This window comes from Allomuricauda sp. CAU 1633 (assembly GCF_017313225.1).
Taxonomy (GTDB): domain Bacteria; phylum Bacteroidota; class Bacteroidia; order Flavobacteriales; family Flavobacteriaceae; genus Flagellimonas.
Genome location: NZ_JAFLNE010000002.1, coordinates 599,052 through 614,795 on the forward strand (window position 1 = coordinate 599,052; position 15,744 = coordinate 614,795).

The following is a 15,744-nucleotide window of genomic DNA, read 5'->3' on the forward strand; positions in this document are numbered from 1 at the left end:
CCAAACACGATGGCAAAGATCAAACACCACAATTTTTTGAACACCGTACATGAAGTATTTACCGATGCCAAAAATGCAGGGGTGCTCCATCTGTATGCTGGGGGCAACTCCTTTTCGGGCAGGACCATTGAGGTCAAGGGCAGGGAACTGTACCATTTCGGGACCACGGGCTATCTGGGACTGGAACAGGATGTGCGGTTAAAGAGAGCGGCGATGGAAGCCATTGATAGGTACGGTACCCAATTCCCATTGTCCAAATCCTATATTTCGAATCCCTTGTACAGGGAACTGGAGGAGTCCGTCAAAAAAATGTACGGGCAGCCCATTGTCATCACCAAGAACAGTACCCTTGGTCATATGGGGGTCATTCCCAGTGCGGTGGACGACGATGATGTGATCATTCTGGACCATCAGGTACATTGGAGCGTGCAGAATGCCGCCAAGATGCTCAAGACCCGGAGTGTTCCCATTGAGATGATACGTCACAACCATTTGGAAATGTTGGAGGACAAGATCAAGAAGTACCGTGATACGAAAAGGCACATTTGGTATATGGCCGATGGTATCTACTCGATGTTCGGGGACTATGCCCCGGTCAATGATTTGATGGTGCTTTCCAAAAAATATCCACAGCTCCATTTTTACTTTGACGACGTGCATGGCATGAGTTGGGTGGGCAAAAACGGTACGGGCTATGTTTTGGACCAATTGGGCGAACTGCCCGAAAATGTCCTTTTGTTCGGGACCCTGAGCAAGACCTTTGGGGCCAGTGGGGCCGTATTGGCCTGTTCAAATCCACGGCTGTACGACAAGATCAAGACCTTTGGTGGACCGCTCACATTTTCGGCCCAATTGGAACCGGCCTCCGTGGCCGCAGCGATGGCCTCGGCCCAAATACATCTATCCCCCGAGATATATGAACTGCAAAAGGAACTGCGCAAGCGTATTGATCACTTCAATGGATATCTGTCGGATACGGGACTGCCCCTTATCGACCAGAATGGATCCCCGGTCTTCTACATTGGAACAGGAATGCCCAAGACAGGGTACAATTTTGTGAACCGTCTCATGCGGGAAGGGTATTTTGTGAACCTGGGGATATTCCCCGCGGTCCCTGTCAAGAACACAGGGGTCCGCATCACCATTTCGCGGCATAACCAACTGGAGGAGATAAAGACATTGGTGGAAGCCATTGAGCATCATTTTCCGAAGGCGCTGGAAGAGACCCATACGAATGCTGACCGGGTGTTCCATGCCTTTAAATTGGAACCCCGCATCAAAAGCGTTCAGAAAGTTGTGGATGGGCCACAAGTCGAAGTGTTGGAATCCATTGAGCAGGTGGACCGGGCGGAGTGGAACTGTTACTTGGGGGGACAGGGCGTCTATGATTGGGACGGTCTGAGGTTCTTGGAAGTGGTATTTCAGGGAAATGCGAAACCTGAGCACAATTGGATGTTCCGGTATGTGATGATACGGGACAATAACGGGGTTCCCATTTTAGTGGTCTTTTTGTCCCTGTCCCTCTGGAAGGATGATATGCTGGCCGATGCCAAGGTGTCGCAGGCCATAGAAGAGGAGCGTTTGACCCATCCTTACCATCTGTCCTCACAGGTGCTTTCCATGGGATGCCTGTTCACTGAAGGATCCCATATGTACTTTGACCCGTCCCATCAATGGTCGGGGCGGGCAAAGCATGCTCTCTTGGAATGGATGGAAACGCAGGAACGGAACTTGGGCGCCAAAATGACCGTGCTACGGGATTTTCCAAAGGAGACTCCTTGGAACGATACGTTGTATGGCCATGGGTTCTTGAGGGTACGAATGCCCAATTCCTGTGCCGTGCAACTTAAGGGAGCGGAATCCATCGAAACCTATGTGCAAGGCCTGTCGTCAAGGAACCGTAGGCATTTCAGAAAGGATATCAAGCCTTTTCTTGGACGGGTCAACAAACAGGTACTTCCAAAACTTGACCGTTCACAGTTGGTACAGGTCAAAAAGCTGTTCGGGGAGGTACAGGCCAGAAATTTAGGCCTGAACACCTTCTCCTTTCCCGATTCCCTATTTGAACGAATGAACGAAAGCCCTTTATGGGAGTTCATCCTGTTGAACCCCCTTGATCAAACGAATAGGGTACTGGGGGTGATGTTCTGTTACAACAACATTGGTAAGGTATATGTACCGGCATTTGTGGGGATGGACTATTCCACATTGGAGGAGTATGCAACCTATCGGCAGTTGTTGTACCGGACCATCGAACGTGCCATTGAACGGGGTTTTCCCAATATCGATTTTGGGATGACCGCCGCGTTTGAAAAAAGAAAACTCGGCGCTACGGTACAGGATAAGTACGCCTACCTTCAGACCGATGACAATTTTATATTAGAACTGCTCGGGGTCATGGAGGGCCAACATTGAGGGGAAGCTGTCATGAAATACCAAAAGCTGCTATCTGAATTCGAGGCGCAATTGGATGCACTGGAAAATGGGAACGGGGATGTCCTCTTCAAAGCGGAAAAGGGAATCGTGCTGGTGGAGAAGAGTATCCGGAAGCTGCAAAAACAAATTGCGGGGAAGACCTTTGTCACCCAAGCGGATGAAATCTATTTCTTCAAGCACGTCAAGCCCCAGATATTCAGCAAACTGATCTATTATGTCAAGCTCTTCAATATCGAGAGCAAACGCCCACGAGGGAAGAACCCTTCCCAGATCAAATACCTCCAGCACCAGATCGATAAGTTCCAGACCTTTTTCAACGATAACCTTGAATTCTATAATTATTACCGCCGTGGTGCCATGTCACTGGACGAACGGTATTTTGTCAGGGGCAACCGAGATCTGCGGCTTCCCCTAGAATCTTTCCACTTTTTGATCGATGACCAGTTCTCGACCTGTCAGGACGGGACCGTGGCCACCATTATGGCCTATGATATGCTCATCGTATACCTGAGAAAAGAAGTGGATGACCTGAACAATTCCCTCGAACCCCAAAAGAACACACCTATGGAAAAACCCTCTAAATTATTCTGGACCGGTAGCAAGACCGACCTGATCGAACTGCTCTACGCACTCCATGCCAGTAGTTCCATCAATAGTGGAACAGTGGACATCAAGGAACTGGCTTCCCATTTTGAACATTTTTACAATGTGGACCTCGGCAATTACTACCATACCTTTATCGATATACGCTCCAGGAAAAGTAGCAAGACCCGCTTTTTGGACAAGCTCATCGAGATGCTGAACCAACGGATGGATTCCTTGGATGAGTGAGATACATTTTTTCCCAAGTTGGTACCAACTTGGGAATTTTTGTTTGGTATCATTTTGATGCCCAATATTCCGAATTATTGTTTTAATGTTGTTTGCAGTGTGGCTCAAAACCAACCGGATAGCACCCTATTTTATTAAAAAAAATCGTTACCAAGTTGGTACCAACTTGGGATATTATTCGAAAAAGCTTTTTCAGTTTTGTACTTGAAAGTCAAATCTGTGGAAGGGCCGCCAAATGAAATTAAAGTAGTATGGTGGTCCTTCTTTTAAAAATACAAAATTATGGGAGCAACCATCATCACAACTGAAGATTTAAGAGAATTCAAAATGGAACTCTTGGATGATATCAAGGAGCTGATACAAAAGGAAAACGGAGACCACAACAAGAAATGGCTCAAATCAAACGAAGTAAGGGAACTATTGGGGATTTCCCCGGGGACCCTCCAGAACCTCCGTGTCAATGGTACACTGCCCTATACCAAGATAGGCGGGGTTCTGTATTATGAGTACCATGAAATCATGGAAGTTCTTGAAAGGAACAAGATCCATAACCGAATCTAAGTTTTGGAGGAAATCAATTATATCAGACATTTGAACGGGGTCTTTGGCCAGTTTGCCAAGGATGGCCGTTTGAACCCAACCCATATCAGCCTCTATATGGCCCTCTTCCAACTATGGAACTACAAACTGTTCCGGGAATCGTTCCATGTGGATAGGGAAGAAGCCATGGATATGGCAAAAATCGGCTCCAAATCCACCTATCACCGCTGTATCAAGGAGCTCTCCCATTGGAGCTACATCAGGTATGCCCCATCCCATAATCCCTATAAGGGAAGCAAGATCAAGATGTTCAATTTCGGGACAAGTGATGGACAAGCACCGTACCCGGACCATCCCAAAAATGGGACAAGTAATGGACAAGCACTGGTACCTAACAACAAACCAGTACAAACCCCTGAAAACAATAAAAACGATTTCAAACAGAAAAAAAATAATAAAAAACAATCCAGTTCCAAGAAAACATTGGCAAAACAGGATGGCACTGTTCCAAATGGGGACAACCTTAGGACCAGTAGGGACAAAGACTACAATCAACCACTTTGAAGTACAGTGCACCACATATCATCACAGAGGGCAGTTCCCAGTATGAATTGGGATTTCTTAAAGGACGTGAAATCCAATATGATTTTGAAAAGATTTTGACCTATCTCGATGCCAAGGGTAAATTGGTGTTCGGCAAAAAGTTCAAGATCTATCGTGAAGATCGTGAAATCTTGTATAAGCTCAGTCTTTATTTTATCCGAGACAAGGATCGGTGCGAACAATTGGGCATTGATGTGGATAAAGGATTACTGTTGTCGGGCCCCGTGGGATGCGGTAAAACCAGTCTGATGAAACTTTTGAAGCTTATGGTACCGCATAGGAAACCCTATGAGGTTATCCCGAGTCGCAATATTGTGTTTGCCTTCAACCATTTGGGATTTAAGATCATTGGGGACTATGGGAATTCCCATTCTTTTTGTTTTGATGACCTAGGGGTGGAGCCCGACGGGGTTCATTTTGGTAAAGAATGCAACGTGCTCGCGGAAATATTGTTGTCACGTTATGAATTGTTCATGGGTCATCGTATCAGAACCCATGCTACCACCAACCTGAATGCCCGAGAGCTCGAGGAACGCTATGGCAATCGAGTGCGGTCACGCATGCGGGAGCTATTTAATTTGGTCGCATTCAATGGAAATAGTAGGGATAAGAGAAACTGAAAAGGTTCATTTGGCAGCCATTTCATATACAGCTAAAATGTTTTCAAGGAACAGATTCAAGATAAGTACCGCCGCTGCATAAATTACAAAGGTTCCCAGTAATCGTACCCATGGAAGCGATGCATTTGCCCTAATATAAACTTCATCAAAATACTCTTTTTGTTTGTTTAGGTATGCTTCCTTTTGAAAGCTTACAAATCTTGGGTCTGTCTGACTATCCTTGTATAATTTCAATAATTGCTCGGTTTCATTTTGGTCCATTTTGTTCAGTTTGCCTTGTTCGACCAAATAAAGTGTAGGATAACCCGATTCATTGAATTGCGAATAATTCCTAAACTCCTTTACAATGTGGGGGCAACTGGCCATGTATATCATATTGGCCAAGATAAAAAGAAGACCCACGGCAAAAAGTACATACCATCGGAACGGAAATTCTAAGTTTATCGGAATGGGCTCCATGGAAATGAGGTCAAAAGAAATTTCAGGTGGAACATTTTCTAAAAGTTTGGCAAGCATTGGAATAATAAAAAACCAGATATAACTCTGCTTTGCAATCTTACTGTTACCTATTCTTTCAATGGCCGTCCACTTTAAAAGCACCTTTTCCCTAAGGAACTTTTTTATTGAAAATTTGTTGGTCGTCGCTTTTGTCATGGTATCATAGAATTGAGATTTTGAAGGTGTCAGGTCTTTGTCATGGCCTGTGCAAAAGCGATATCATTTTCGCTGTTGACTGTCATGGACACTCCTTCCAGGGACCAATCAATATTTAGGTGTTCTTCAACCAATGAGGCCAACACCTCACGATCGGTATGTAATAAAACTTTATATTTCATTTGACTTTTGGTTTATACATTTGTTTAAGCCTAATTTCAGTCTTCAATTTCCTGCAACAGCCTTTTAAGTTTTGCCATTGCCTCTTTGTTGTCGGCAAGGTTCTCCTCCATGGCCTGAATCACTGTTCTTGACAAATGGCGTCCTAAGGGCAATTCTGGGGTGACCTCTTTGCCAACAGTACTAGTAAGTTGTAACGCTTCCCTGGTCTCCTTGTCCAAAATGATGGTAACCTTTTTTGACTCCACGAGATATTCGTCACCAAAAGTCTTTTTCATTTCCTCTGCTTGCCAAAAGGTCGCATTAAGTACCCCTACCGCAGGTGCCACAATCTGTGCCCTATAGGGAACCGAGTCTTGGTCTGATGGCTTCTTTTTATTGGAATCCATGTTGCCAATGGTCAGGAAAAGGGGACACATTTTATCACGGATGTCCTTAAAGTCCGGATCATTCTTTACGATAGCCTCAAAGGCATTGTAAAGTCTTCTTGTGACCGTTCCGCCAATATTGTCATAATAACCTGCATCCATAAACTGTCCTACCCCTTTTACCCTTCCCACCGGACTTAAAAATGGGAAGCGTGCGGACAGGGACATCGCCGTTGAATATTTTATGGATTTGGATTTATGTAAACTATCCCTGTTGAAATCGTTTAAAAAATCATTGAACACATTGAGATTTCTATAATCCTTGGAAAAGTCCACTGGGCTTATCAAGGAGTAGTTACCTTTTTGGACATTTACGGTGTTGATAATGAGTAGGGGTGGGGTCCCAAGAGTGCTTGGGGGCTGTTTGGACAAAAATTCCTCACCAAGGTCGATGTCCTTGAAAACCGCCGAATAACCCTTCTCCCATTCAAGTTCCAATAAACTTGACCTATCACAAAAATCCCAAATACCTAGGATGCTCTGAAAGAAATCCCTTCCCAAGAGTGCTGCAACCGAAGTGGATAGGTAATCGTTAAAGTATATGCTACTTGCCTTATAGGTGAATACGTCACCCTTTGGGTTTTTTAAATTTATGGTATCGTTCTTATGATAGTTATGCGATGCAACGGCATAGAACATGGCATTGCCTACCATTCCCCCTGATGCGCCGGTCATGGAAAAAAGATTTCGGTCAAAATAAGCTTTGTTCTCCTCATAAAGATAACTGTTGACCAAAAATGCCCATAGTCCCGCCCTGGATCCACCCCCTTCGGAGGAGACAAAAACAACAATGAACGGTTTTTCGTGGCTATGGGCCTCTATTGAGGGCCTTCGTTCCTGTATCCATTGTTTGATATAGGTCTCCAAGGAAGGCCTTTTGGTGTATTCAATGGTCTTCGCTGTGGTACTGACATCATAATGGTCAAAATTGCTCTTTGAGGCAGTCATGATGCCCACGGTCACCAATGCCAAAAGGGTCATGGAAACCACCGGAAGCCCTGTCTTTTTTCCCAAGGCCCTGAGCATGGTCAGCAAAGTGAAAATACTCAGCAAACAGACATTTATGGTGGTCAGGGGATTGAGCTCGATATTCGTCGGAATCCTGGGTTCAACCAATAGGGCACAGTAAAACAAGAAGGTCGCTACCATTATTGACAGGACCAAGTGGCCCCCGAACCTATATTTAATACGAAGTATGATCTTGGAATATGAGGTTGTCACCAGGAAGAACAGGAAGGCCAAAAACAAAAGCGAGAAAAACAACCGAATTAGATCATCGTCGTTTCCTCCTTCATTGAAGAATCCCAATAGGGTTATTCCTAGCACTAAGATGACTGCAAGTAGGAAGGGGTACCAGTCATGGCCCCCAGCCTTGACCATAATGGCATTCAAGGCATTGGAAATGTCTTGGTTAAGGGATAGTATCAGGGGAATCATGGCGACCAGGAATAATTTACCCGCCGTGTTGTCGATATTCGTGGCCTGTATCTCAAAGAACGAGTTTAAGGAGGCAAAAGCGGTAATTAAGATCAATATGGTGCCCAAAACCTTGGGAAGCATCCTTTTGATAAAGTTCTCCGGTGTCTCTGATTCCCTGAGGTCTTTTTTGTGGGACATCAGTGTTTTGTTGTCCATGGACAAAAGGGGGCGTAAAACCTTCTCTTTGCTATCAAGCGCCATGAGGGATTCCTTGAACCCTTCCGTTGAATCACTGAAATCATGTGCGTTGCCCACAAGAAAGGCAAAGACCACAAGACTCGAAAAGAAGAATGTAGTAGCGACCCAATGGTTCTCACTTTGGTTCAAAATCATCAGCAGATCCTTCGTTTGGGGAAATTGCCACAAAAGGATGTATAGCAATACAAGGAAGAAAATCGAGACCCCATGACTTGGTAGCTGGGAAATAATCATTTTTAACCATTCACTTAAATAGCGAACGAACCGCCATACTTGATGCAATGTTTTCATTATGGATAGCCTGAACAGCGTTCTGGAAAAAGCTGCTTGTCATATATGTTCACAAAAACAAGGGGGATGTCTAAATATAAGATTTTTTTTAAATAACTGAATATTAGATTTTTAAAGTATGAAATAACCCTAGAAACATTTTTAGGCAATTGGTCGCAGCAGTAAATTTCTAAGTGACATTGATGGAAAAAGAATGATTGACCTTAGGGAAAGAAAAGGACAGTCTTTGCTATCAACACAGTGTTCCACGAAATCCATTTAATATGAGGTCAAGTAAAGACAATTACATCCATATGGAAACAATATTAATTTTATACACAAATATCTGATATTCAGATATATGAATCAATATTACTGTTACTTTTCACATATCAAAAATCGTCCAGTAATCAAACATTTACGATATGCGAAAACCTTTTTTAATTACCCTATTGTTTCTTTTTACTTCGAGTGCCCTTTTAGCCCAAATCGGTGGCATTGAGGATTCGGTCAATGATATTTCGGATACCATCCGGGCCATCTTCCCCATCATTTTAGGGGTCATCTTCTTGGTGGGCTTCCTATTCAATGCCGGTCATTTTTTTGGCGAGAACGCAGACTTAAAAAAGGGGATTACACGTGTCCTGGTCTTTGTCTTGATTGCCGGGGCCGTTGTGGGCATCTTTACCTATCTCATAGGAATCGTGGTCTGATGAAACGGTACAAGGTCTATAGAAATATTCGAATGAGGGCCCTGATCATGGGCCTACCCATTCCCTTTTTTGCCCTGATGATGGTCTCTGTGGTATGCTCCCTATTGATTGTCATATTCACATTTCATTTTGGTGTCATCGTGGGCCTGCTGTTGTTCAATGTCCTGCTCTATGGGGCATTGGGCCAGTGGGTCAAAAGACCATTTCAGATTACGGTCAGCAAGACATTTCCTGATATGATCAGCAACAAACACTTAAGTCCCTTGTCCCATGTCCAGTATTGATTTGAATACATATCATCCCATATTGGACATCCAGAACCATGTGGTCTTTGCCAACAATGGCAATGTGGTGCTGTGCCATGAGGTCGATCTGCCAGAGGTCTATTCCCTTTCGGAGAAGGACTTTGAGGAAATACACGGTATTTGGTTCCAAGCCTTCAAGGCTTTGCCCACCGGGACGGTCATCCATAGGCAGGATAGCTATCAAAGGACCCTATTTTCAGGGGAAGCACTACCCAAGGAGACTTTTTTGTCCAAAGCAACCCATGATTATTTTAAGGACAGGGGATACCTGCTTCATCGCAGTCGTCTTTTTTTTGTGCTGCCCTTGGATAAGACCTTGAATGCTTCCAAATATGTTAATCCCTTTCGAAAGATGGAGAAGGGATACCACCGGAAATTGGATGTGCAGGTGGCCGAGTTTATTACGGCGGTCCATGACTCGGTAAGCTATATCAACAACTCCAAATGGATTACGATAAGCCCGATGACAGCGAAAGGTATCTTGGAGCATACCCATGATTATTTCAATGGGTTTAATGCAGATGTGGATACGGATATCCTATTGAACACGAAGGGTATTGAAATCGGGGACCATTATTTTGATGTGCTGGCCATCAACAATGAACTGTGCTTCGGTGGGGAGGTGCAGAGCAGTAGGCCCAACAACGGGTTTGCCTCGGACGATTTTGTATTTCACCAAGGGTTCATCGATAGGCTTGGCTTGGAATTGAAGGAGAACCACATTGTCAATCATATCCTGTACCTCGAGGACAACCATAAATGGCGCAAAGTCCTCGATAAGAAAATGGAAGAATTATCCAAGAGTTCCAATTTTGGGACACAGAACAAGGTGGTCCTTAAAAAGATCCAAAAAGTTGTGGACCAGATCAATTCGGATGATAGTTCCCGTATGGTCCGGGGACACTTGAACGTGGTGTTTTGGCATCAAGAAAGGGAAGGATTGAAACGAATGGCCTCCAAGATAAAGGCAGGGCTCAAGGAATTGGATATTCGGCCCTATGCGCCCAGTGGGGAAGAGCGCAAACATTATTTCCTGAATTCCCATCCTTGCCATGCCACCCATTTTTCCAATGGGGACCTCTATGTCACCGATCTCAAGCATGCCCTATGCCTGACCATCAATAACACCAACTATCAATCGGATAGTGGAGGCATCCTTTTCAATGATAGACAGTACAATATTCCTGTGTTCAAGGATGTGTGGGATGAGGGGAAGCGGCGTATCAAGGCACGTAACTTTGCGATTTTTGCCCCGACAGGGGAAGGCAAATCGTTTTTGGCCAATAATATCCTACGACAATACTTTGAGGCCGGTGTTCGGCTGGTCATCATTGATCTGGGAGGTTCCTATGCCAAGTTTGCCAAACTGTACCCGGATGACCATGTGATCCTGCGATATGAACAGGGAAAAAATCTGGGCATCAATCCCTTTTTTATTTCAGAGGATTCGGACCTGACCCCGGAGCGATTGGAGGACCTTGCCTTATTCCTTGCGGAACTCATGGACGAGGATAAGGCATCCAAATCCAAACAAGTGGCTATCAAGAAAGTATTGTTGCATTATTACAAAAAGGTCAGGACCGGTTATTCCCTTACTTCCTTGTATCAATTTGTGGATGCCCGTAAGGATACATTGATACAAGAAACCCAGGTCCATGAGGCGGATTTTAGCGTCTATTCCTTTTTACACATCCTTTCGGAATATGTGGAAGGTGGGTTGTACAGTTTCTTGTTCAATGTAGGTACCGATCAGACCTATAAAATCGAGGACAAGCGTCTCATCGTCTTTGAATTGGACGAGGTACGTGACAATAAGGAAATCCTATCGGTCATGCTGAAATTGATCAAATCATCCATCCAGCGGACCATTTGGCGGAACCGTTCTGAGCGGGGCATCATCCTGTTTGATGAATTTGCCAAGCAATTGAAGTTTCCCAGTGTGTTGGAGAGTGTGGAGTTTTATTATCAAGCCATCCGAAAACAGAACGGTGCCATTGGTATTGTACTCCAATCCATCAACCAGTTACCTGAAAATGCCACCTCGGCCAGTATTTTGGAGAATACACAAGTCATATACAGTTTACGCAATGAGAAGGGTTATGCTGGACTCGCAAGGAGGCTGAACCTTTCCAACCATGATCTCAATCAATTGAAGTCTATCCGAAACCATCTGGCGGGGGAACGCAAATACACAGAAATCTTTATCAAGATTGGCAGGGAGAGCAACATCTTCCGATTGGAGGTGCCCCCTGAAGTATATGCTGCTTATCTCACCGATGGCGTGGAAAACGATGAGATCATGGCACTGTATGATCAATTGGGATCCATGGAAGAAGCAATTACTGAATTTATTAATCAAAAAAATATTGGAACATGAAAGCAAATAAGAAACGAAACCGTAAGATCAATTGCCTGACATTCGTATTGGTCCTGACCATGGTATTATACCTGCCCGGCCGTGCCACGGCCCAGGGGATGCCGGTGTATGACAATACGAACTTTATCAGTATGACCAAATCGCTGTTGGAGTCAGCAAAACAGACCACGGAACTGTTGAAAACCGTGGAGTTTTTAAAAGAACAGAAGGACAATATTGTCAAAGTGAACAATACCATTAAACAATTGAAGGCGGTGCGGGAACTGGCACGGAACAACGAGATCTTGTTTCAAACTGTCCAAAATGAACTGAGGGATATCCTGAATTCCCCGTATATCAAAGCCGAGGAAATAGAACAGGTGTCCCGTTCCTTTGAACGGATTATGGAAATGGCCATCGATGATCTGGATTTTGTGAACCAGATCTTGTCCAGTGATTTCTTGAAGATGACCGATGCGGAGCGTACGACCATTTTGATGGAAAAGAAAAAGTTATCCCAGGAGATGGTGGCCGAGTTGGAAGTGAAGACCCGACAGTATCGCGAGATCATCTCCTTCCGTCGGATGCAGGATATCATCAATAACCGGGAAACGAACTACTGATGGGAGGCTTCTTTTTGGGCATCGGATTGGAATATGTGGATGCGGTCTTCCAGACCATCAAGGACAGTGACTTTTCCCAATATACCATCGTTGGGATGAAGACCTTGGCCGTGCTGTTCTTTTTGGTCAATGTGCTGAAGAAATACAATGAGGGCATTGCCAGTACGGATGGCCATACTTGGGGGCTTACCCCGACCGAACTGGCAAAAAACTTTTTGGTTGTGTTGTTGGTCATCTTTTCTACCGAGGTGTTGGGGATGTTCGATGGCATCTTGGTGGCCATTGAGGCCCAATACCGAGATACGGCTCCGGCACTCCTCCCATTGCAGCTTCAGAATGTGGACCTGGAACGGGATGTGGGTGCCTTGGAAGCCGCCAAAAAGGCCATGGCGCTTTTGTACGAGGCCCTGGTCACGCCGCTGTATGGATTGAAGGTGTTGGCCTTTATCATGGGGGTCATCCTTTGGTTGATGGATCTGTTCATCTATCCCTTGTTCCTGGCAGAGCGGTATTTCCTGTTGGGGATTCTACAGGCCTTTTTTCCCTTGGTGATCAGCCTGGCCGTATTTGAAAAGTTCCGTTCCCTGGCCTATGGCTACTTTAAACTCTATGCAGGGGTCTATATGTTGGTCCCCGCCTTTTTTCTGGTCAATGTATTTGTCAATAATCTCTATACCGAGATCAGTACCAATTTCTGGGTGAATCTGTTCGGATTTGACTGGGGCAGTGAGTTCTTTGCCCCGATCATTGAACTCGGGACCATTGGATTTATCGTGTTGCTCAAATTCAAGCTCTATCGTCGTGCCACTAATTTCACCCTTCGATTGTTCACCGGATAATTTAGATACTTATGAAAACACCTTTTAAGAGTATACAACAACAATTGCGGTTGAACCGATGGGTGGTGCTTGCTGTGGTCATCGTTTCGGGGATGGTATGCATGGCCACAATCCTCTTGATGTACAAAGTCCACCGGGAAAGTTTGGAACATGTCTTTGTGGTCAATGGGGAAGGGGAGGTCATTCCCTTGGTCTGGGTGGAACAACGCAAGAACATGGAAGTGGAAGCCTTGGCCCATTTGGAACAGTTCCACCAATGGTTCTATGGTGTCGATGCGGGAAGTTATGAACATAATATGGAAAGGGCCCTATGGTTGGGGAACGCGACTGTTGTCGAGGTCTACCAACAAAAAAAGGCAGATGGGTTCTATAATCGATTGTTGCAGTATTCCCTGGTCCAAAAAGTGGAGCGTATCGATACCAAGATCAACATGGGAAAGGAATCCATGAATTTCCAGACCCGGACCATTCTAGGGATCCGAAGAGGTTCCACAACGGATACCTATGAACTGATCACCACGGGCCGCCTTATTCAGGTCGAACGGAATTTCCCGCACAACCCCCACGGATTATTGATCACTGATTTTTTTGAAAACTCACTCCGTAAAATGGAAACAAATGAAAGCACAGAAGAATAAGATTGTTTTTGTCCTTGTAATGGTCTGCGTGGTGCTGTTCATCACGGTTTATGCGTTGGTCACTTTTGGAAAGGACAAGAAAACGGAATTGAACCCGGACCGCATCCCTATGCCGGACTTGGATGGGAACACCTTGGAATACGAATCCAAGATGGAAGCCCTGGATGCCATCAAGGAAGAACGGGAGACCACTGCTCCCCAGCTGTACCCGGACCATATGGTAGATGATAAGGGATACTTCAACCCGGATTATATGGAATATGAAAAGCACCGCATTATTGATAGTATTTACCAATCCAAGAGTTTTGTCGATGATGAGCCCCCATTGCGAGTGGAAGAGACTCTTGTATCAAAAGACATTGAACCTGAAGGGGAAAAAGAAAGGGTAGCGGGGCTAAAGAAATCTATTTCCCCACAAGAAATGGTGTTGAACCACCAAGTCTTTTTTGCCTCAAAGCCGGTCCTTTCCAAGGATGTTGGTGATACTAAATTGTTGGCCTATGTGGATGGGGAACAGACCCTCAGGGAAGGCCATCGATTGGCCATGCGATTGGAAGAAGATGTTGAAATCAAAGGGGTAACTCTTGCCCGAGGTACCCAGGTCTATGGTTTTGTCAAGTTGAGACCCAATCGGGTCATGGTAAAAATTGACCAAGTCGGAGATTATCAAATGAAGCTTCAGGTCTACGATCTTCAGGATAAGAAAGCAGGCATTTATGTGGAGAACCACCTTAAAGGGGAAATTGTCCAGACCAGTATGGATGAGACCCTTGGTGGGGTGAACCTTCCCGGTTTGCCACAGGTCGGTGGTATCAAACGGATCTTTCAACGGGACCGTCGGGCCATTAAAGTGGAAGTATCGGATAAGTATCAAATCATTTTAAAACAGCAATTATGAAAAGAAGTGGATGGGCAATGTGTGCGGTGACAATGGTTTGCTTGAATATGGTGTGGGGGCAAAGGAGCTTGGATACGATCTATGCCAATGCATCCAAGAATGTGGCCCTGTTCTTTCCAAGTCCCATACGTCAGGCTATTGTGGGTAGTGAAGATTTTGTCTTTTCCTATGATAGGGAAGAGGCGGGTTATTTTGGATTGTTACAAGGGGTGGAGGGCGTAGACAGCAATTTATTGGTGATTACTTCAGATCATCGGATATATGCCTATATCCTGAAATACGCCAAGAAACTTCCCCAATTGAACCATTTTATCAGGGAAGGGGACGGTATTGGAAAGATCGGACCAACAAAGGGATTGCAGGTGAAAGAGGATTCCATGAAAGATGAGACATCTCATTTTGATAGGATTAGCAAGTTGTTGCTCGATGGAAAACCAAAGAATATAATGACCAAACATAAAAAGGGCATCCGGCTTCGGTTGGAGGATATGGTGTATGATGGGAGAGAGGTGTACCTTGTCCTTGGGATACGGAACCGTTCGGGCATCGATTTTGAGGTGGACCGTTTGGAGGTCTTTCGGGTCAATGGCAGTTCCAAGCGAAGGGCCTCTTATCAAGAAATCCCGTTGAACCCCATCCATAGGTATGGTATGCCGAAAAGAATCAAGGATGGGGAGATGGTACGGATTGTCTGTGTTATGTCCAAGTTTGTGCTTGGCGATAAGGAACGGTTGAAATTGGTCTTGGAAGAACTGCACGGGAGTAGGCGCATGGAGTTGAGACACTAGGTTTTTTGGGATATGTTAAAAAGTGACCTAAAAGGCGACCTGTTCGTGGTGTGTTGAGTGCAAGTGTTTTGTGTCCAGTAGATTGATTGTTGGGGTTCGAATCAGGGAGCATCTTGAATTGAAAGAAATTTGATAACTCATGGAATACATTTATGCCTGGCCCATCTCGAAATTGAATTTTGCTTAATAATTGTTGGTCCTAATGCACAATTTTTAAATGTGAACCAAGTATGGGACCTTTTCATTTCACCAATTTTCATTTGATCCAGCCGGAAGTCCGATCCATTTTTTTCAATTTTATTATTAAAGTGCGATATTCTCAATAAAAAGCGAAGATTAAGGAAG

General features: G+C 44.8%; 16 protein-coding genes. 13 read left to right on the forward strand and 3 right to left on the reverse strand.

The window, feature by feature from the left end; translation table 11 throughout:
• Positions 1-9 precede the first annotated feature (9 nt).
• The 5 genes from J0X14_RS07675 (at position 10) to J0X14_RS07695 (ending at position 5,030) form a co-directional block, all read left to right on the forward strand.
• A complete protein-coding gene (locus tag J0X14_RS07675; RefSeq protein ID WP_207097171.1) occupies positions 10-2,415 on the forward strand; it encodes an aminotransferase class I/II-fold pyridoxal phosphate-dependent enzyme in 2,406 nt (801 codons plus the stop codon).
• A gap of 12 nt (positions 2,416-2,427) precedes the next feature.
• On the forward strand, positions 2,428-3,267 hold the full coding sequence (locus J0X14_RS07680; RefSeq protein ID WP_207097172.1) for an RteC domain-containing protein: 840 nt from the start codon (positions 2,428-2,430) through the stop codon (positions 3,265-3,267).
• Positions 3,268-3,549: 282 nt separating this feature from the next.
• The gene (locus J0X14_RS07685; RefSeq protein WP_207097173.1) at positions 3,550-3,828 is read left to right on the forward strand and encodes a helix-turn-helix domain-containing protein; all 279 of its coding nucleotides are present in this window, start codon (positions 3,550-3,552) and stop codon (positions 3,826-3,828) included.
• Between the two features lie 3 nt (positions 3,829-3,831).
• Positions 3,832-4,371 (forward strand): hypothetical protein, encoded by a 540-nt coding sequence (locus tag J0X14_RS07690; protein WP_207097174.1) that lies wholly within the window; start codon positions 3,832-3,834, stop codon positions 4,369-4,371.
• Positions 4,368-5,030 carry an ATPase gene (locus J0X14_RS07695; protein WP_207097175.1) on the forward strand — a complete coding sequence of 221 codons (663 nt, stop codon included), beginning with the start codon at positions 4,368-4,370 and terminating at the stop codon, positions 5,028-5,030. The genes J0X14_RS07690 and J0X14_RS07695 overlap by 4 nt, the downstream gene beginning before the upstream one ends.
• Positions 5,031-5,036: 6 nt before the next feature.
• On the opposite strand, the gene J0X14_RS07700 is transcribed toward J0X14_RS07695, so the two are convergent.
• The 3 genes from J0X14_RS07700 to J0X14_RS07710 are packed head-to-tail and all read right to left on the reverse strand — an operon-like array spanning position 5,037 to position 8,104.
• Complete coding sequence (locus J0X14_RS07700) at positions 5,037-5,684, reverse strand: hypothetical protein (protein ID WP_207097176.1); 648 nt, start codon at positions 5,682-5,684, stop codon at positions 5,037-5,039.
• Between the two features lie 29 nt (positions 5,685-5,713).
• Positions 5,714-5,866, reverse strand: coding sequence for a DUF1737 domain-containing protein (locus J0X14_RS07705; protein ID WP_207097177.1), 153 nt, complete (start codon positions 5,864-5,866; stop codon positions 5,714-5,716).
• A 36-nt stretch (positions 5,867-5,902) separates the two neighbouring features.
• Positions 5,903-8,104 (reverse strand): hypothetical protein, encoded by a 2,202-nt coding sequence (locus J0X14_RS07710; protein WP_207097178.1) that lies wholly within the window; start codon positions 8,102-8,104, stop codon positions 5,903-5,905.
• Positions 8,105-8,664: 560 nt separating this feature from the next.
• Between J0X14_RS07710 and J0X14_RS07715 the strand changes: the two genes are divergently transcribed.
• The 8 genes from J0X14_RS07715 to J0X14_RS07750 are packed head-to-tail and all read left to right on the forward strand — an operon-like array spanning position 8,665 to position 15,399.
• Positions 8,665-8,952: a hypothetical protein gene (locus tag J0X14_RS07715; protein WP_207097179.1), complete on the forward strand. Its 288-nt coding sequence runs from the start codon at positions 8,665-8,667 to the stop codon at positions 8,950-8,952.
• Positions 8,952-9,236: a hypothetical protein gene (locus J0X14_RS07720; protein WP_207097180.1), complete on the forward strand. Its 285-nt coding sequence runs from the start codon at positions 8,952-8,954 to the stop codon at positions 9,234-9,236. Before J0X14_RS07715 ends, J0X14_RS07720 begins: the two co-directional genes overlap by 1 nt.
• Positions 9,223-11,634, forward strand: a complete 2,412-nt coding sequence (locus J0X14_RS07725) for a TraG family conjugative transposon ATPase (protein ID WP_207097181.1) — start codon at positions 9,223-9,225, stop codon at positions 11,632-11,634. The genes J0X14_RS07720 and J0X14_RS07725 overlap by 14 nt, the downstream gene beginning before the upstream one ends.
• Positions 11,631-12,236, forward strand: a complete 606-nt coding sequence (locus J0X14_RS07730) for a conjugal transfer protein (protein ID WP_242527950.1) — start codon at positions 11,631-11,633, stop codon at positions 12,234-12,236. The genes J0X14_RS07725 and J0X14_RS07730 overlap by 4 nt, the downstream gene beginning before the upstream one ends.
• On the forward strand, positions 12,236-13,075 hold the full coding sequence (locus J0X14_RS07735; protein WP_207097182.1) for a hypothetical protein: 840 nt from the start codon (positions 12,236-12,238) through the stop codon (positions 13,073-13,075). The genes J0X14_RS07730 and J0X14_RS07735 overlap by 1 nt, the downstream gene beginning before the upstream one ends.
• A gap of 11 nt (positions 13,076-13,086) precedes the next feature.
• Positions 13,087-13,713: a conjugal transfer protein TraK gene (locus tag J0X14_RS07740; RefSeq protein WP_207097183.1), complete on the forward strand. Its 627-nt coding sequence runs from the start codon at positions 13,087-13,089 to the stop codon at positions 13,711-13,713.
• Positions 13,694-14,611, forward strand: coding sequence for a conjugative transposon protein TraM (gene traM, locus J0X14_RS07745; protein ID WP_207097184.1), 918 nt, complete (start codon positions 13,694-13,696; stop codon positions 14,609-14,611). Before J0X14_RS07740 ends, traM begins: the two co-directional genes overlap by 20 nt.
• Positions 14,608-15,399 carry a DUF4138 domain-containing protein gene (locus tag J0X14_RS07750; RefSeq protein WP_207097185.1) on the forward strand — a complete coding sequence of 264 codons (792 nt, stop codon included), beginning with the start codon at positions 14,608-14,610 and terminating at the stop codon, positions 15,397-15,399. The genes traM and J0X14_RS07750 overlap by 4 nt, the downstream gene beginning before the upstream one ends.
• The last annotated feature ends 345 nt before the right edge of the window (positions 15,400-15,744 follow it).

Coding starts and splice junctions, on each gene's coding strand:
- traM (WP_207097184.1), top strand. CDS start 13,694: ATGAAAGCACAGAAGAATAAGATTGTTTTTGTCCTTGTAATGGTCTGC.
- J0X14_RS07740 (WP_207097183.1), top strand. CDS start 13,087: ATGAAAACACCTTTTAAGAGTATACAACAACAATTGCGGTTGAACCGA.
- J0X14_RS07715 (WP_207097179.1), top strand. CDS start 8,665: ATGCGAAAACCTTTTTTAATTACCCTATTGTTTCTTTTTACTTCGAGT.
- J0X14_RS07735 (WP_207097182.1), top strand. CDS start 12,236: ATGGGAGGCTTCTTTTTGGGCATCGGATTGGAATATGTGGATGCGGTC.
- J0X14_RS07710 (WP_207097178.1), bottom strand. CDS start 8,104: ATGATTTTGAACCAAAGTGAGAACCATTGGGTCGCTACTACATTCTTC.
- J0X14_RS07730 (WP_242527950.1), top strand. CDS start 11,631: ATGAAAGCAAATAAGAAACGAAACCGTAAGATCAATTGCCTGACATTC.
- J0X14_RS07680 (WP_207097172.1), top strand. CDS start 2,428: ATGAAATACCAAAAGCTGCTATCTGAATTCGAGGCGCAATTGGATGCA.
- J0X14_RS07725 (WP_207097181.1), top strand. CDS start 9,223: ATGTCCAGTATTGATTTGAATACATATCATCCCATATTGGACATCCAG.
- J0X14_RS07705 (WP_207097177.1), bottom strand. CDS start 5,866: ATGAAATATAAAGTTTTATTACATACCGATCGTGAGGTGTTGGCCTCA.
- J0X14_RS07750 (WP_207097185.1), top strand. CDS start 14,608: ATGAAAAGAAGTGGATGGGCAATGTGTGCGGTGACAATGGTTTGCTTG.
- J0X14_RS07720 (WP_207097180.1), top strand. CDS start 8,952: ATGAAACGGTACAAGGTCTATAGAAATATTCGAATGAGGGCCCTGATC.
- J0X14_RS07685 (WP_207097173.1), top strand. CDS start 3,550: ATGGGAGCAACCATCATCACAACTGAAGATTTAAGAGAATTCAAAATG.
- J0X14_RS07675 (WP_207097171.1), top strand. CDS start 10: ATGGCAAAGATCAAACACCACAATTTTTTGAACACCGTACATGAAGTA.
- J0X14_RS07700 (WP_207097176.1), bottom strand. CDS start 5,684: ATGACAAAAGCGACGACCAACAAATTTTCAATAAAAAAGTTCCTTAGG.